Source organism: Paenibacillus sp. FSL K6-1330 (assembly GCF_037976825.1).
Lineage (GTDB): Bacteria > Bacillota > Bacilli > Paenibacillales > Paenibacillaceae > Paenibacillus_AQ.
Genome location: NZ_CP150269.1, coordinates 2613386 through 2629571 on the forward strand (window position 1 = coordinate 2613386; position 16186 = coordinate 2629571).

Consider the following 16186-nt stretch of genomic DNA (forward strand, 5'->3'; position numbering starts at 1 on the left):
TGCGTAAAATGACTCATGTTGTAGTCAAATAGTCTTTCTGTGTGAGTATACGGACCGAAAGGAGGCTAAGATGGCCGACCAGCCATCCAAGCATGCCCCGAACAACGCATCGTGTGCACAAGGAGCAGTGCGCACGATGTACAAATTAATGGATGAGCTTCGAGGCTTTCGCTTTGCGGACGAGACCGCCGCTGGCCCGGTTGATCGGCTTCTTGAGTGCAATCCCGATCATCAGCGCAATTGCCGCGAAGATCAGCATGAACAGGACATCCCGGACGACAATATCCCATAGAATGCCACCAACGGCTTCCCTCATCATGCTGATGGCGTAGGTGAATGGCAGATACGGATGCAATGCTTGGAAGAACGGCGGTGTCATCTGGATCGGAAACGTTCCGCCTGCGCCTGCAAGCTGCAGCACGAGCAGTACGATGGCCATCGCTTTTCCGACATTACCGAATACGGACACCAGCGTATATACAATCAGCATGAAGATGGTGCTAATCAGCAGCGCAAACAAGATGAACCAGCCCGGATTCACCACATAGGTTCCCAGCAAATAGATATCACCCAGGGTAACGAATAGCGCTTGGAACAGGGCAATGGTCAAAAAGGTTAAATAGCGTCCGAAGTAAACCTCGATGCTGCGGAAGCTTCTCTCTTCATCATGAACCTCAACGGAGAGCAGGGAAACAAGCAGCAGGGCACCTACCCACAAGGATAACGTCGTGAAGAAGGGAGACATGGCGGACCCGTAGTTCGGGATAGGGTAGAGTCGATTCTCTTCCAACGTAACAGGCTCGGCAAAAAACTGGCTTTCGAGCTCGAAATTATTTTGAAGCAAATCGATAACCTCTTGGATATCCCCTGCAGCTTCCATCTCACGCAGCCGATTCGCCAGCTGTGTAATTCGAAGCTCGGCCTCCGGCAGACGGCTTTGGGCCAGCTGTACTTCTTCGCCGCCTACCTTGAGCCCTTTCTGGGCATCTTTGAGCAAATGCTGAATGTCGGGGACGCTGGCAAGCGCCTGGGTCAGCTCATGCTGAACACGCTTGGCCGTGCCCGCGCCCTTGGTGAAGGATTTGCTTATCGCTGGACCGATCTCCGTATCGTATCGGCTTAACACCGTGTTGGTTAGTCCCGTAATGTCATCGTTTAGCTTCTTCAGCTTATCGATGGCATCTGCAGGTGTTTCTTCTCCCCGTTCCACGGCTTGCGCTATGGTTTGGAGCACGGTTTGGGCTGAGGTCCATCGTGCGGCAATATCCTCAAGCTTAGCCGCCCCTGCAGCTGCCGCCGGGGAGATCGAGCCCAGTCGCTTGAACAATTGACCCAGCCGGGTCGCGGCTTGCGCTGCTGTCTTGGCGCGTTCCTGCGCAGCGTTCAGGCGGCTGGCAAGCTCCTTCGGGTCGATGTCGGCTTGTCCTAGAGCGTCCAGCACTTGCGAGAGTGCTCCGGTGGTTGCAGCCAGTACCTCCAAGTCCTGACGCAGAGCAGGCTCCAGCGATTTCGAGGCACCAGCGGCCTCATTCGCGAACTCCGCCAGCGCACCAGCCATAGCCTTGCCGTCCGTGGCGATTTCTTCAAGGCGAGGCAGAGCGGTGCCAGCTTGCTGAACCAATCGGTTGGCCAGCTTAATATCCTTTGCGGCTGTGCCCACCGCTTCATTGAGCTCCGGAAAGCTTTTTTCAAGCCGGAACAGAAGATTTCGTACTTTATTGATGGCCGGGAGCTGGTTCTCGATCTCAATCCCGAGTGTGTTGAAAATCTCGAAGATGGTGCCGTTGGCGGTTTTGATGAAGTTTTTGCTGATTTCCTCTACAACACCGGATGCGCCCTTGGCCGTCACTTTGGGAGAAATGGCGTTGATTTTCTCGTTTGTATAATAGAGGATCTGAGCTTTGACAGGCTCATTGCTCAGCACGGTGCCGATCCGGGCAGAGAAGTTCTCCGGAATAATGATGGCGGCATAATCATCACCGTGCCGTACACCCTGAATGGCGTTCTCACTATCCTCCGTAAACCGCCACCCCAGCTTCTCATTTTGATGGAGGGACTCCACGATTTCTTTACCCAGGTTAATGGGCTGGTCGCGAAGAGTGGTGCCTTTATCCAGGTTGGCAACCGCAATAGATACACCGGAGGTCTGGCCATAGGGATCCCATGAGGCCTCAATGTTAAACCAGGCATACAGAGAAGGAAGAATAGCAAGCCCGGTAATGATGACTCCTGCAGCCCAATTACGGATGATTCTATGGATATCGGCAGAATATATGTGAAAGATATTCTTCATGCGGGCTCCTATCTTGTACGTAGTTGGTGCTAGTATGCCGCAAAGTCCGTGCCAAGATACGAAACGAGCCGATCCTTTATCTCTTCCTTCAGGGAGTGCCATTCGCAGAGAAGACTGCATTCATATCCGCGACACAAATACTGAACCTGCAGCCCTTCCGCGGCTGTACGGCTCTGGCTATGAATCCGGATGCCGCGCCGCCTCATCTGCTGCTGCATGATCCAGGCATGATCCGAATCTTCTTTTTTAATTAGCTGCAGATTTAAGATATAGAGGTCAGCCATTTTGAGTGTAAGGGTCTTGAGAATTTGAATATCCCGCTCGAGAACAGACTGAATGAAGTGATGCAGCACATAATCTCGGATCAGGGCTTCGTCTTCTAGTGAAGGCGGAGGAGGCGTGGAAGGCTTCATCATAAGAGACACATCCTAAGACATGAAATACATAAGAACATATGTTCTATCATACACATGGTATGCCAACAATATACGGCGTGCAACCATTAAATATTGGCAATTGTTTATTGATCCCAGTGGATTCATGGCGGCATATCGTTTACACTCCTGATAACTGCATTCATCAGGAGGCGATTCATTAATGATTCTTCATAAAGGCGAAATATTGTTCAGGCAAGGGGATAGCGGGGACCATCTATATCACATCCGGAGCGGATTGTTCAAGGTGACCCGTCTCCATCCGAACGGCAATATGGTGCTTTTCAATATTTTATATCCTGGTGAAACGGTGCCGCATCATTCGTTGATCAGCCCGAAGGAGACACATGGAACGGCGATCGCTCTGATCCAGAGCGAAGTGGAGCTCATATCGGCTGAAGCTTGGTACCGCCAGCTCGAGGAGGATCCGCAGAAACCGCTCGAGGTCGCCAGATTGCTGCAGGAAAAGGTGCGGTTCATGCAGATGAGGCTGGATCACTTGACGGTAGGAGGGCCTGCGGAGCGGCTTGAACTGCTGATCCAGTGGCTGGATGAGTATTCACAGGGAATACACTTGACCGAGTATCTGACTCAGGAAGAGATCGGACAGCTGATCGGCGTGAGAAGAGAAACGGTAAACCGGCTGCTGCGGGAACAGGGCAAGCACATCTAGTCCGAATTACGAACGATATAAACGGGGCAGGATACATAGGAACTTCTTCGCAGAATAATCTTGTTCAACCCAAAAGGGTGCCTGTCTTTATGCAAGACAGGCACCCTTTGATTAGGCTTGACTCCGTAATATGGTTAATTAATCTTCCAATGTACCTGCCGGGCCAAAGAATTCATAATGAATCCGGTCGGAAGGTACCTCCATGGATTTCAGTTGACTGTTAACGGCACGCATGAACGGAACCGGACCACAGAAGTAGAAGTCGGCTTTCGCATCGACGGTTTTGCGAAGGAAATCAAGATCAATATAGCCTGTTTGGTGGCACTGATCCTCGGATTCCGGCTGTTCATAAATGACGTAAGAGGTTAGCTGCGGATGCTTGGAGGCGAGTGCATCGATATGAGACTTCATCGCATGCTGACTACCGCACTTGGCCGCATGGATATAGGTTACTTTCCGGCCGGGTTGATTCAGCAGTACGGTTTCCAGCATAGCCACCATCGGGGTCAAACCGACACCGCCGCTGATCAAGGCAAGCGGAAGGTCACTGTCCGTATCCAGGGTAAATGTACCCGCCGGAGCTGTGACCTCGAGAACGGTCCCAACCTCAGCCTGACGGTGCAGCCAACTGGAGACGATGCCGGCAGGTTTTCCTTCTAACTCATCCTCACGCTTGACCGTTATTCTGTAGTAAGGCTGACCCGGTGCGGACGAGAGACTGTAATGACGATTATGATAATAGGTTTCACCTTCAGGTTTTACCCGGAGCGTAATGTATTGACCGGGTTCATAAGCGGAAATCTCACCGCCATCTTGTGGGACCAGATAAAAGGAAGTGATGACAGAGCTTTCTTCCACCTTCCGGTCAATCACGAAATTACGGTATCCGCTCCAACCGCCGGTCTCGTTCGCCGCTTGTTGGTACATATCTGCTTCAATGCCGATGAAGACATTGGCAATGGCGCCGTAAGCTTCGCCCCAGGCCTCGATAATTTCGGGTGTTGCGGCATCTCCCAGCACTTCTTTCATGGCGGCGAGCAGTGTTTCGCCGACGATTGGATAATGCTCGGGCAAAATGTTTAATGCCCGGTGCTTGTGTCCGATCTGCTTAACAACCGGCACGATCGCTTCAAGTCGGTCGATATGGGCTGCGGCGGCGTACACGGCATTGGCAAGGGCAAAGGGCTGTTTTCCTTCTCGTTGATTCGCATGGTTGAATATGTTAAGAAGCTCCGGATGATGATGAAATAATTTTTGGTAAAATGCAGTCGTGATTGCCGTTCCATGAGTTTCAAGAACAGGAACGGTCGATTTAACGACTTCAATCGTATGCTGGCTTAACATGTGGACTCCCCCTGATTCATAAGTCGAATTCGTGTTCAATTTAAGTATAGACAAGGGAAGAAAGGGCACTTGTGATTTTGGTCACATCGGATTTAGCGAATATGTGAACAGAACAGCGATATTTTTATGGAGGAGAGTTCTGAAAGCGGGTTTTTTTACATATTTCATATATATATTCCAGTTCATTCTAGCCAGCTGTTTAGCTTGTATGCCAACTGTGTTATAATAATATTAGCAGTCTAATTAAAACGAGAAAGGATCAGGATACCATGTGTCCCCGAAGGACGAATCCCCAAAGGACGATTTGGAAACGTTATGATCTCTCATACACATAGCTTCCTTCGTAGAGCGAAGTCGGACGTCAGAAGACAAGGACGGTCTCTCACGAAAGGATGGGAACTATGGTTCGAAGGATGAACTCCTCCAGGTTGCCTCTATGTAGAGATTGGCCTATGTCTGACCAATCTACTACGACAAGAGGGATCCTGTATGAGGAAAAGACAAAACACAATTATCACGATGTCGGCGATGTTGTTCGGAACGTTTTTAATGGCTTTTACGTATTATCACATTAATTTTCACAATCATTTAACTGAAGGCGGCTTTGTCGGCCTTGCGCTGCTTGGCAAATATGCGCTTGATATTCCGCCTGCATTAAGTATGGTCCTCATGGACATACCGGTTCTGCTGATTGCCTTGTTTATCAAAGGTCGGAAGTTCATTATCAATACCGTTGTTGCGGCGAGCATGTTCACGTTGTTCTACGCATTGATCGAGCGGTATTCCACGCTTGTGATCGATCTGAATCATAACTTGCTGGCAGCCGCGCTGCTGTCCGGTTTATTGACGGGCTTTGGTGCTGGTATCGTGCTTCGCTATGGCGGGGCGACAGGCGGTGACGACGTGATCTCCGTGCTGTTCAGCGAGTGGAGCGGGCTTAAGGTAGGGACGGTGTTTTTCCTAATGGATGCCGTAGTTCTGCTATTATCGCTATTCTACATGCCATTGGTTGAAACCTTATATACTATATTAGCCGTATCGATTGCCGGACAAGTGATCACCATCACAGTGACGTACGGTACCGAGAAAACGGAAAAGAAACCGATTCGGAAGGCGGTCCGTGCCCCAAGCACTCCGGTTACTCCGAAGACAGCGCAGCCAACTGTTAGCGGCCGTTCATAATACGGTCCAACTAAGAGAAGCTCACCCGCATGCAGGGTGAGCTTCTTTCGTATTCTATGATGTTGTTAAGATTACTCCTCGTCTTTGGGATGATTCTCATCCCATTCCTGTGCCTTGGCGGTGGCGATAGCGATGGCACGTCCTTCGTCGTAGTCTTCCTCCAGCAGGGCATTGGCAATTTCCACGGCTTTATTCCTAACTCGCGGCTCTAGATTTTTCATGGATGGCGGATAATCATGTTTGTTCCAAGGCATATTTCGATCCCTCCAGTTCAACTGTTATTCGTATGTAGTGTATATTACCCCGTGTAACCAAATTGAATAAGCGTGTTCAATGGCACAGAAAAAGTGCATTGCCCCCTGAAGGACAATGCACTTGGGATACTTCGATTTATTCAAACAACTGCAAATACTCGCCATAACCTTCCTTTTGCATCTCTTCCTTCGGTACAAACCGCAGTGCCGCGGAATTGATGCAGTAACGAAGTCCGTTCGGTCCAGGACCGTCATCAAATACATGACCGAGGTGCGAGTCTCCTTTTTTGCTTCTTACCTCGGTACGGACCATCATATGGGTGAGATCCATTTTTTCCTTGATGTTGTATTCGCGAATCGGACGGGTGAAGCTCGGCCATCCGCAGCCGGCATCATATTTGTCCGTAGAGCTGAAGAGCGGCTCGCCGGATACGATGTCCACGTAAATGCCTTCTCCGTGATGGTCCCAGAACTCATTGTGGAACGGAGGTTCGGTTGCGTTATTCTGGGTTACTTCATATTGGATCGGTGTCAGGCGCTGTTTAAGCTCGGCGGGGTCTACCGAATCCGACCAATGCTGCTCAATGAAATCCTCGCGTCCCGAGCCTTTGCGGTAGCGTTTGTAATGGCTCGGATTTTTCTTGTGATAATCCTGATGGTATTCTTCAGCTTCATAGAAAGTTCTGGCTGGTATGATGGGCGTTACGATCGGCCCGTCGAATCGTCCGCTGGCAGCTACCTCTTCTTTGGATTGTTCGGCAAGCTTGCGCTGCTCCTCCGTATGGTAAAAAATAGCGGTCCGGTAAGATGTCCCCCGATCATGGAATTGTCCGCCCTCATCCGTAGGATCGATTTGCTGCCAGAAGAGCTCAAGCAGCTTTTCATAAGGGAACACTTCCGGGTTATATGTGATTTGAACGGCCTCGTAATGACCCGTTGTATCAGAGCATACCTCTTCATAGGTCGGATTTTCCTTATGGCCGCCCGTATAGCCGGAAACGACCTTCAGAATGCCCGGCAGCTCATCAAAAGGAGAGACCATACACCAGAAGCAGCCTCCCGCAAAGGTAGCCAATTCACTTGGGGTTGAACGATTATTCATCTATTATCCCTCCATCGTTATAACATTTTAAATGTAAGTCTTACTCTATATTATAATCATTTTGGTCAGGGAAACCAAAACAATGCTCCATTTAATTCTGTCTCCCTTTATACCACCGGATAGCGGCCAGACATAATGCGGTAACTAGCATGAGTCCGCCCGCGATACTTGCAAAGAGGAGCGGGTGATCGGCAAACCCGCTGCCTAGCCAAGCATACAGGAGAATCGCAGGTATTTTACCGATGGCTGAAGCGGTTGTGTACGTCCAAAATGGTATGGATGCGACACCGGCATAAATATTGACGGCCATTTGCGGTATGATGGGCAGTAGGCGCGCGAGCAGGATCGACTGAAAGGGGCGCCGTTCGACCACGGCTGTAAACCTATTGACAGCCGCATATTTACTGAGCAGTCGCCTGCCGGGCTCCTGGTACAAGGACCGTACAGCCGCATACAGGATGACGGCCGCTATCGTGGTTCCGAACCACGAAATGGCGGCAGCCCAGACGGTTCCATATGCATAGCCAAGAATAGCGATGATGACTTTGTAGGGTGCAATGGGAAATAAGGCAAGCAGGGTTGCCAGTAGGATCATCAGGTAGAGTGGGGGATTTCCTCCTAACCAGTCCATGATCTCTTGTCGGTATGCAAAAGCCAGCGTCAGTGCTGTTGTATAAATTGCGGGTATGATCCATCTCTTCATGAAGAATCCTCACTTTGCGAAATTCAACCAGAATAGCACCATGATAGCAAAAAAACAGGAATACTGCTCACATTTGAGACAGCTAAGCATCGTATCTAGGGTGGAAAAAATTGAATATACAAGCGATTTTTCATATGTTATAATATGTCCAACCGAATAGTTCCCAAAGGGGAGTAGCTTCATAAGAAAACCTTCTATCGTGGCCTTTTCAAGGATGAGCGACCGCGATTCAAAGGTAGGTTTTCTTGCGATATAGAATTTTATGGGCTCACTGATAACTTATAAAATCTATATCGTAAGTAAAGTCGTCATTACGGGATTAACCATCCCCGGCTTTATTGGCAACGATTATGTTGTTTAGCGAGACCTTTGCCTGATTTATTTATGAATGAGGTGGAGGTCTATTTTTGCGCCCAAAAAACGCTGTAGACCTTATTAACTAAGGCAACAGCGTTTTTTTTGGATGGAGGACATCGGTAGGTAAATCTAAAAAGAATGAAGAAAGGATGGGAGAAACATGGATTTGATGTCGATGGAATTTTGGACGGCGCTGCTATCAATTGTCCTCATTGACCTTGTGTTGGCAGGCGATAACGCGATTGTTATCGGGCTTGCCGCTCGTAATGTCCAGAAAGCGGACCAGAAGAAGGTCATCCTGTGGGGTACCGTCGGAGCGATTATCATTCGTATCGTGGCCACCCTCCTCGTTGTACAGCTCTTAATGATCCCTGGCTTACGCTTGATCGGTGGGTTTGCTCTGTTGTGGATTGCCTACAAGCTGATAGTGGATGAGAAGCAGCATGAAATTTCCGCTGGCAACCAGATGTGGGCGGCAATCCGTACGATTATTATTGCGGACGCGATGATGGGACTGGATAACGTGCTTGCTGTAGCTGGCGCTGCTGGGGAAAGCTTCATGCTTGTTATTATCGGACTTGCGATTTCGGTTCCAATTATGGTGTGGGGCAGTACCATTATCCTGAAGTTGACGGATCGCTTTCCAATTATCATTACGATCGGTGCTGCGGTGTTAGCCTGGACCGCATCAAAGATGATTGTGGAAGAGCCGATGATTCACAGCTGGTTTGCCAATGGCGTTCTGAAGTATGGTTTTGAAATTCTCGTTATCGCCATAATCATCAGTCTTGGAACTTGGATGAAGAAGAAGAATGACCAAAAAGCGAAGAGCAACCCGGTACAGGTCAAGATGGTCGACTAGTCTAGACTTTGTATGAGCTCAAAGTAAACGGTATAATGTCTTCATGAACGAAGAGAGCGCCGAAGCCCTTTTCGCATGAGGAGGGGTAATACATGGAATTCACGGAAAAATCCGTAGAAGAACGGATTGCGGAATCATACCGTCAGGACGAGGATATGATGATCCTCGTTTTTGCCCAGTGGTGTGTGAATCACGGACTGGACCCAGCGGAACTGTACCGTAAGGCATATCCGAATCAGCCGGATAATGAGCGGCTGGCACGGGTGCTGGAATTAACGGTGCCCAAGGAAGAAGCTGGTGAAATACCGGATCAGACCCTACTTGGTGTCCTGTCGTTATTTGGTAATGAAGACTTGGCTATCGTTGTAGCCGAGGCAGCGGCCACGCTAGGCCCTGATAAGAAGTAAATGTGGAATCATGGCATATCTTACATGTGATTCAAGAGAGAAGCGGGTCGACCAAGGAAAAAACCTTGGTCGACCCGCTTTTTATCGCACAGATAGGACGGCTCAATTTGACGTTCGACTGGCCATGCGGAATTGTTTAGGCGAAACGCCGAATCGGGAGCGAAAAACGCGGTGAAAATAAGTATAGTTGGCAAAGCCGGAAGTTTCGGCGACATCCTCCAGCGAGAGAGGGCTGAACACAATTCGTTCCTTGGCCATGCTCAGGCGAACGTCCATGGTGTATTGCATGATGGTAGTGCCAAACGCTTCTTTGAACAGATGAACTGCCCGGGAGACACTGATGCCGACATGGGCAGCGACATCCTCCAGCTTGAACATCGAGGAGGCATTCTCTTCAATGTAATTTTTCATGCGGTAGGCTAAATACGTCTTGGGCGTGGTCGATGGCTGCTCCGATAACAGGCGATCCACTTCGAGACACAGAATTCGTACCGTGTAATCCGAAATCTCCGGATAAGGATCGGATACACGACGCTGCTCCAGCAGAATTTGCCGAAACAGACTCAGGTAACGCTCTTCCAGTGGAACCCGAATTTTGGTTGGGCGTTTCTTGGAATTCCACCACGCGTCAGCCCATGCCCCCTTAAAGAAAATATGGTAATCTCCGCTTTCGATGGTTAATTCACCCAAAGCGTTATATTCGTCATCTATTCGTAGTTCATAGGGTTGTCCTGGCGTGAAGATTAACAGATCCCCTGCCTCAACGAGTGACAGTTTGTCATCAATTTTGGCACGGCATTTGCCGTCGGTCTGCCATCGCATCAAGTAGGTATCGAAACCGTCAGCCAGGGACATCTTGAAAGGTTTACGATGAAATGAGAAATCCGCTGCTACGACTTGGTTGGAAAGATTTGAATCCATTGCTAAAGTCCCCTTTGAAGAATAAGAAAATAATGACCAGATTGTTCATGTTTTAATCATATTCTTCATTTTAAACGAAAGCATAAAAGAATACCATGGTACTAGTCCGAGCGCATCTAAACACTCAAGGAGTGACAGCGATGAAAAAAATGAAAGCAGGTATAATTGGCTGCGGAACCATCAGCGGCGTATACTTCACGAACTTAAAGAACAGCCCTTGGGTTGAAGTCGTGGCATGTGCTGACCTTATTCCGGACAACGCAAAGAAAAAGGCCGAAGAGTTCAACATCCCGAACGTGTATACCGTCCAGGAGATGCTTGCACAGACTGACATTGAGTTTATTATTAATCTGACCATTCCGGCCAGCCACGCCAATGTGGATATCGCTTCCCTGGAAGCAGGAAAGCATGTGTACAGTGAAAAGCCGCTGGCGATTACCCTTGAGGAAGCTCGCCGTGTGCTAAATATGGCAGATCAAAAAGGACTTCGCGTAGGCTGCGCACCCGATACGTTTTTGGGCTCCGGCGTACAGACGGCTAAAGCCGCTATCGAATCCGGGCTGATCGGCAGACCTGTTGCCGCAACGGCGTTTATGATGGGTTCAGGACCGGAAGCTTGGCATCCTAATCCTGAATTTTTTTACGCGTCGGGTGGAGGTCCAATGATGGATATGGGTCCTTATTATGTATCGGCCCTGGTAGAGCTGCTTGGTCCTGCAAGCCGGATCAGCGCATCCACAGGCATCCAGATTCCAGACCGCGCCATCGGCTCTGGCCCGCGCCAAGGACAACCGATCACGGTTCAGACTCCAACGCATTTGGCAGGAACGCTGGATTTTGAGAACGGTGCCATTGCAACCATGATTACCAGTTTTGATATCTTTGGCGGATCGAATCTGCCTTGGATCGAAATCTATGGCACGCAGGGAAGCCTGAGTCTCGGGGATCCGAACTTCTTTAACAGCGAAGTGAAGCTCCGGAAGCACGGCTCCGATGAATGGGAGCTGCTTGACCCTGCATTTGAATGCGGGAAGAACGAGCGGGGGCTCGGTATCAACGATATGATCCAATCGATTCATGAGCAGAAGGACCATCGCGTCAGTGCCCGTCTGGCATACCACGTGCTGGAGATTATGCAGTCGTTCCAGCAGTCTTCGCTGGAGGGCAGACATATCGTTCTGCAAAGCACATACCGCTACGGCAAACTTCCGGCGCCGCAGCAGATAAACAAGGTGGAGTAGCGAACTGGCAGCCCGGTTCATATTCTTGTACACTGGTTATGAACGACATGCAAACCAGCTTCTGACGGATCTGACAGGATGATGAGTTCTTGGCTAGGATCCGCATGAAAGCGTTGCACTAATATTTGGAGAGTTTTCAAAATGATCAAATGCCTATGGGGAGGAAATGGACATGTCGAAAACATTGAAGATCGGAATTATCGGTTGCGGGGGAATCGCTAATGGCAAGCATATGCCGAGCTTGAAGAAGCAGGCGCAGGCCGAATTGGTAGCTTTTTGCGACATCGCCCTAGAACGCGCGCAGAAGGCGGCTGCCGAATACGGGGTTGAAGGCGCGAAAGTATACACGGATTTCAGGGAACTGCTGCAAGACGGCAGCATCGATGTCATTCATGTGTGTACCCCGAACGATTCGCACTCCGAGATTACGGTTGCATCCTTGGAAGCCGGGAAGCACGTGATGTGCGAAAAACCAATGGCGAAAACCGTTTCCGAAGCCAAAGCCATGCTGGACGCCGCTAAGCGTACAGGAAAAAAACTTACCATCGGTTACAATAACCGTTTCCGGGATGATAGCATGTATCTGAAAGAGGTCTGCGAGGAAGGCGAGCTGGGCGAGATCTACTACGGTAAAGCACTAGCTGTTCGCCGCCGTGCCGTTCCGACCTGGGGCGTATTCCTTGACGAAGAAAAGCAAGGCGGAGGTCCGTTGATCGATATCGGCACCCATGCACTGGATTTAACCTTGTGGTTGATGGATAACTATAAGCCGAAGAGCGTGCTTGGATCCACGTTCCATAAACTGGGTCAACGCGAGAATGCGGCGAATGCGTTCGGTCCTTGGGATCCGAAGGAGTTCAAGGTAGAGGATTCGGCATTCGGGTTCATCACGATGGAGAACGGCGCAACGATTATTCTGGAATCCAGCTGGGCTCTTAACGTCGTTGAGACGGGCGAAGCCAAAGCCGTCCTTGCGGGTACGGAAGGCGGAGCTGACATGAAGGACGGTTTGCGTATTAACGGCGAGAAAATGAGCAGATTGTATGAAACCAAAGTGGATTTGAATGCTGGCGGCGTCGCGTTCTATTCCGGTTCCAAGGAAAATGATGCGGACCGTGAAGCCAGAATGTGGCTGGAAGCCATTGTTGAGGATAAGGATCCTGTGGTTAAACCGGAGCAAGCGTTTGTTGTAACGCAAATTCTGGAAGCGATCTATGAATCGGCGAAGACAGGAAAAGCGGTTTATTTCGATAACTAAATATTACATCATTACTAATACTCATTACTAATACTCATTACTAATACTAAGGTAAACCAGGAGGTATACAATGAAATTAGGCGTATTTATGGTATTGCTGAGCGGACGTAAATTGGAGGATGCTTTGGACTATGTGGCATCCAAGGGGCTTAAAGCGGTTGAGATCGGAACAGGCGGTTATCCGGGTAATGCGCATTGCAACCCGGTCGAGCTGCTGGAGAATGAAACCGCGCTGAAGAACTTCAAAAATGCGGTGGAATCCCGTGGGTTGATTATTAGCGCACTGAGCTGCCACGGCAATCCGCTTCATCCGCAAAAAGCAATCGCGAAAGAGTTTCATGACACATACGTAAAAACGGTAGAACTTGCCGAGAAGCTTGAAGTACCTGTTGTTAACACATTCTCCGGCTGCCCAGGCGACCATGAGGATGCCAAATACCCGAACTGGCCCGTTGCGCCTTGGCCTAACGACTACCAAGAGATTCTGACTTGGCAATGGGATAACAAGGTCATTCCTTACTGGACCGAATGGGGTAAATTTGCCGCAGACCGCAATGTGAAGATTGGTTTGGAATTGCACGGCGGCTTCTCCGTTCATACGCCAGGCACGCTGCTCCGCTTGCGTGAAGCTGCAGGCGAAGTGATTGGGGCCAACCTGGATCCGAGTCATATGTGGTGGCAAGGGATTGATCCTGTTCAAGCGATTCAAATTTTGGGCCGCGAAGGGGCGATCCACCACTTCCACGCGAAGGATACAAGCATTGACCCGATCAACGTGAACAAGCACGGTCTGACCGATATGCAGTCTTATGCCAACATGCTGGATCGCGCATGGCAGTTCCGCAGCGTAGGCTATGGACATGATGTGAAGGAATGGGCTGATATGATGAGTGCCCTTCGTCTGGTTGGATATGATTATGTCGTAAGTATTGAACATGAAGATGGATTGATGTCCATCGAAGAAGGCTTCTCCAAAGCGGTGCAAAACCTTCAGCAAGTGCTGATCGAAGAGCCGCTTGGGGACATGTGGTGGGTCTAACAGCGTAGAGTAAGCCGAATAAGCAATTAGGGGGAACAGCAACATGCTTAACGTAACCATTTGGAATGAATTCGTGCACGAGAAAATCCATGACGAGGTTCGCAGCGTTTACCCGACAGGGATTCATACAGCATTGGCGGAGGGTCTGCAAAATCCGGATTTTGTCATCAGAACGGCAACGCTCGACCAGCCGGAGCATGGATTGACGGACGATGTACTGGATTCAACCGATGTGCTGTTGTGGTGGGGGCATATGGCTCATGACCAGGTTAGTGATGAAATCGTAAACAAGGTCGTTAAACGCGTGCAGGATGGGATGGGGCTGATCGTTCTTCATTCCGGACATTTTTCCAAGCCGTTCAAAGCGTTAATGGGTACGAGTTGTGATTTGAAATGGCGCGAAGCAGGGGAACAAGAGATTATTTGGAGCGTGAATCCAACGCATCCGATCGCGGCGGGAATTACAGGTCCGATCATCATCGAGCACGAGGAAATGTACGGGGAATTCTTCGATATTCCAGCCCCAGATGAGCTGGTATTTGTCAGCAATTTCGAAGGCGGCGAAGTATTCCGGAGCGGTTGCACGTTCAAGCGCGGTCATGGGAACATATTCTACTTCCGTCCGGGGCATGAGACCTATCCAACCTACTACAACCCCGAAGTGCTGAAAGTGATCACCAATGCGATTAACTGGGCTTATTCCACGGCAGGCAAGCAAACCTTCGGCAACAGTCAGCCGGTTCGTGCGCTTCCCGTTTTAGTCTAAGCTATGAGCAGCATTTTTTAAAAAGCAATGAGTTCACGAGTCGTTCAGGGTGTAGTCCTTGAGCGGCTCGTTTTATCGTTAATGATGAATGTTCACGGAAATGTTTTTGCCGGCTAGGGATAGAATATACCTAAGTATGGGGTATTGTATGATATACAAGAAGGGGGGCTGTACACATGAGTGAAGTACAAAGCGCACCTGTAGATCCCGCAACCATCGCCATATGCCAGGCCAAGCTGGCCCATCAACCCGTTGAGGGCTTCCTGCTCGGAAGGGGAGTCCGCTTCGCCAAAATTATGTTTATTGGAGAAGCACCCGGGGCCCATGAGGTTCTGGAAGGCTTACCTTTTGTAGGGCAGGCCGGACAAGAGATGAACGCCTACCTGGAACGCCTGAACCTGACCCGGGAGCAAGTGTATATTACCAGTGCCATGAGAAGCCGGCCTTATAAGGAAAAGGTAATCGTGAGGTCCACGGGCGAGAGTGTCATCAGCCGTTCCAATCGCACACCGACGAAGGCGGAAATATTGGCCCATGCACCTTTGCTTGATGAAGAGATTCGATGGGTTCGCCCGCACATTATTGCACCCATGGGAAATACGGCGCTGCACCGGTTAATCGGAAGCCATGAAACGGTGACATCGCTGCACGGCAAACTGATGGAGGGGCCGGTCCAGCAAGCAACCGATCCGGAGAATCCAGATAGGGGTTATATGTTCTCGGCGGAAACCTATAAGATATTCCCTCTATTCCATCCAGCGGCGGTACTGTATAATAGGAAATTATCCACTTGGATCGAGAAAGATTTGGATATTTTGGCTCGTATATTATGGGATAAGCGCTGATTTTATGGGAAAAAGGGGCTAGGTGGTTTTCAGTTTCTCGGAAATGTGCTAAAATGAAACATACTTACAATTCGTAAGTTTTCTAGATTTTTAATTAAGCTTATGAATTTCTATAAACAAGGTGACTTCGTAAAGAGGTGAAGGGATATGGAAGTTACAAATGTTACGATGTGTCCCCGTTTTGAATCTGCATTTTCTTTTCTGGGCAAACGGTGGAACGGTTTGATTATTCAAACGTTGATGAGCGGGCCTAAGCGCTTTAAGGATATTTCGAATTTGATTCCGTCCATGAGCGATAAGATGCTCTCTGAGCGGATGAAGGATTTGGAATGCGAAGGCATTTTGATTCGCCATGTTTATCCTGAAACACCGGTACGTATTGAATATGAACTGACTGAAAAAGGCAAGGCACTTCGTCCGGTGATGGAGCAAATTTCATTCTGGGCGGAACAATGGGTCGAAAGATGAGTCATCTTAAGACTCCCCTTGATGATTAAACCCTGGC

General features: G+C 49.4%; 17 protein-coding genes. 10 read left to right on the top strand and 7 right to left on the bottom strand.

The features are described 5' to 3' along the window. Window positions 1-145 precede the first annotated feature (145 nt). Together NYE54_RS11735 and NYE54_RS11740 are read right to left on the bottom strand one after the other, a co-directional pair. Window positions 146-2293, bottom strand: a complete 2148-nt coding sequence (locus NYE54_RS11735; protein ID WP_339272078.1) for a YhgE/Pip domain-containing protein — start codon at window positions 2291-2293, stop codon at window positions 146-148. A 29-nt stretch (window positions 2294-2322) separates the two neighbouring features. Beyond that, window positions 2323-2709, bottom strand: a complete 387-nt coding sequence (locus tag NYE54_RS11740) for a hypothetical protein (protein ID WP_339272079.1) — start codon at window positions 2707-2709, stop codon at window positions 2323-2325. 181 nt (window positions 2710-2890) lie between these two features. Here NYE54_RS11740 and NYE54_RS11745 point away from each other — a divergent pair, with 181 nt between their 5' ends. Further along, window positions 2891-3400 carry a Crp/Fnr family transcriptional regulator gene (locus NYE54_RS11745; RefSeq protein ID WP_076320827.1) on the top strand — a complete coding sequence of 170 codons (510 nt, stop codon included), beginning with the start codon at window positions 2891-2893 and terminating at the stop codon, window positions 3398-3400. Between the two features lie 138 nt (window positions 3401-3538). On the opposite strand, the gene hmpA is transcribed toward NYE54_RS11745, so the two are convergent. Then, window positions 3539-4744 carry an NO-inducible flavohemoprotein gene (hmpA, locus tag NYE54_RS11750; RefSeq protein WP_339272080.1) on the bottom strand — a complete coding sequence of 402 codons (1206 nt, stop codon included), beginning with the start codon at window positions 4742-4744 and terminating at the stop codon, window positions 3539-3541. Window positions 4745-5233: 489 nt separating this feature from the next. Between hmpA and NYE54_RS11755 the strand changes: the two genes are divergently transcribed. Further along, a complete protein-coding gene (locus tag NYE54_RS11755; protein WP_076320829.1) occupies window positions 5234-5926 on the top strand; it encodes a YitT family protein in 693 nt (230 codons plus the stop codon). A 71-nt stretch (window positions 5927-5997) separates the two neighbouring features. On the opposite strand, the gene NYE54_RS11760 is transcribed toward NYE54_RS11755, so the two are convergent. The 3 genes from NYE54_RS11760 to NYE54_RS11770 all read right to left on the bottom strand — a co-directional run bounded on the left by NYE54_RS11760 (window position 5998) and on the right by NYE54_RS11770 (window position 7985). Continuing rightward, window positions 5998-6180, bottom strand: a complete 183-nt coding sequence (locus NYE54_RS11760; RefSeq protein ID WP_076320830.1) for a hypothetical protein — start codon at window positions 6178-6180, stop codon at window positions 5998-6000. Window positions 6181-6316: 136 nt separating this feature from the next. Then, window positions 6317-7282, bottom strand: a complete 966-nt coding sequence (gene msrA, locus NYE54_RS11765; RefSeq protein ID WP_339272081.1) for a peptide-methionine (S)-S-oxide reductase MsrA — start codon at window positions 7280-7282, stop codon at window positions 6317-6319. Between the two features lie 91 nt (window positions 7283-7373). Further along, the gene (locus tag NYE54_RS11770; protein WP_076320832.1) at window positions 7374-7985 is read right to left on the bottom strand and encodes a VTT domain-containing protein; all 612 of its coding nucleotides are present in this window, start codon (window positions 7983-7985) and stop codon (window positions 7374-7376) included. Between the two features lie 517 nt (window positions 7986-8502). On the opposite strand from NYE54_RS11770, the gene NYE54_RS11775 reads away from it, so the two are divergent. Together NYE54_RS11775 and NYE54_RS11780 are read left to right on the top strand one after the other, a co-directional pair. Beyond that, the gene (locus NYE54_RS11775) at window positions 8503-9204 is read left to right on the top strand and encodes a TerC family protein (RefSeq protein ID WP_098742919.1); all 702 of its coding nucleotides are present in this window, start codon (window positions 8503-8505) and stop codon (window positions 9202-9204) included. Window positions 9205-9296: 92 nt separating this feature from the next. Further along, window positions 9297-9611 (top strand): hypothetical protein, encoded by a 315-nt coding sequence (locus NYE54_RS11780; protein ID WP_076320834.1) that lies wholly within the window; start codon window positions 9297-9299, stop codon window positions 9609-9611. A 102-nt stretch (window positions 9612-9713) separates the two neighbouring features. On the opposite strand, the gene NYE54_RS11785 is transcribed toward NYE54_RS11780, so the two are convergent. Then, window positions 9714-10532 (bottom strand): AraC family transcriptional regulator, encoded by an 819-nt coding sequence (locus NYE54_RS11785; RefSeq protein ID WP_076320835.1) that lies wholly within the window; start codon window positions 10530-10532, stop codon window positions 9714-9716. Window positions 10533-10672: 140 nt separating this feature from the next. Between NYE54_RS11785 and NYE54_RS11790 the strand changes: the two genes are divergently transcribed. The 6 genes from NYE54_RS11790 (at window position 10673) to NYE54_RS11815 (ending at window position 16149) form a co-directional block, all read left to right on the top strand. Further along, complete coding sequence (locus NYE54_RS11790) at window positions 10673-11773, top strand: Gfo/Idh/MocA family oxidoreductase (protein ID WP_339272082.1); 1101 nt, start codon at window positions 10673-10675, stop codon at window positions 11771-11773. Between the two features lie 172 nt (window positions 11774-11945). Then, a complete protein-coding gene (locus NYE54_RS11795; protein WP_339272083.1) occupies window positions 11946-13031 on the top strand; it encodes a Gfo/Idh/MocA family oxidoreductase in 1086 nt (361 codons plus the stop codon). 70 nt (window positions 13032-13101) lie between these two features. Beyond that, a complete protein-coding gene (locus NYE54_RS11800) occupies window positions 13102-14070 on the top strand; it encodes a sugar phosphate isomerase/epimerase (RefSeq protein ID WP_076320838.1) in 969 nt (322 codons plus the stop codon). A 43-nt stretch (window positions 14071-14113) separates the two neighbouring features. Continuing rightward, window positions 14114-14836, top strand: coding sequence for a ThuA domain-containing protein (locus NYE54_RS11805; RefSeq protein ID WP_339272084.1), 723 nt, complete (start codon window positions 14114-14116; stop codon window positions 14834-14836). A 176-nt stretch (window positions 14837-15012) separates the two neighbouring features. Further along, window positions 15013-15681 carry a uracil-DNA glycosylase gene (locus NYE54_RS11810; RefSeq protein ID WP_213645198.1) on the top strand — a complete coding sequence of 223 codons (669 nt, stop codon included), beginning with the start codon at window positions 15013-15015 and terminating at the stop codon, window positions 15679-15681. 147 nt (window positions 15682-15828) lie between these two features. Further along, entirely contained in the window at window positions 15829-16149 is a 321-nt protein-coding gene (locus NYE54_RS11815) for a helix-turn-helix domain-containing protein (protein ID WP_076320841.1), read from the top strand. Window positions 16150-16186: the final 37 nt, after the last annotated feature.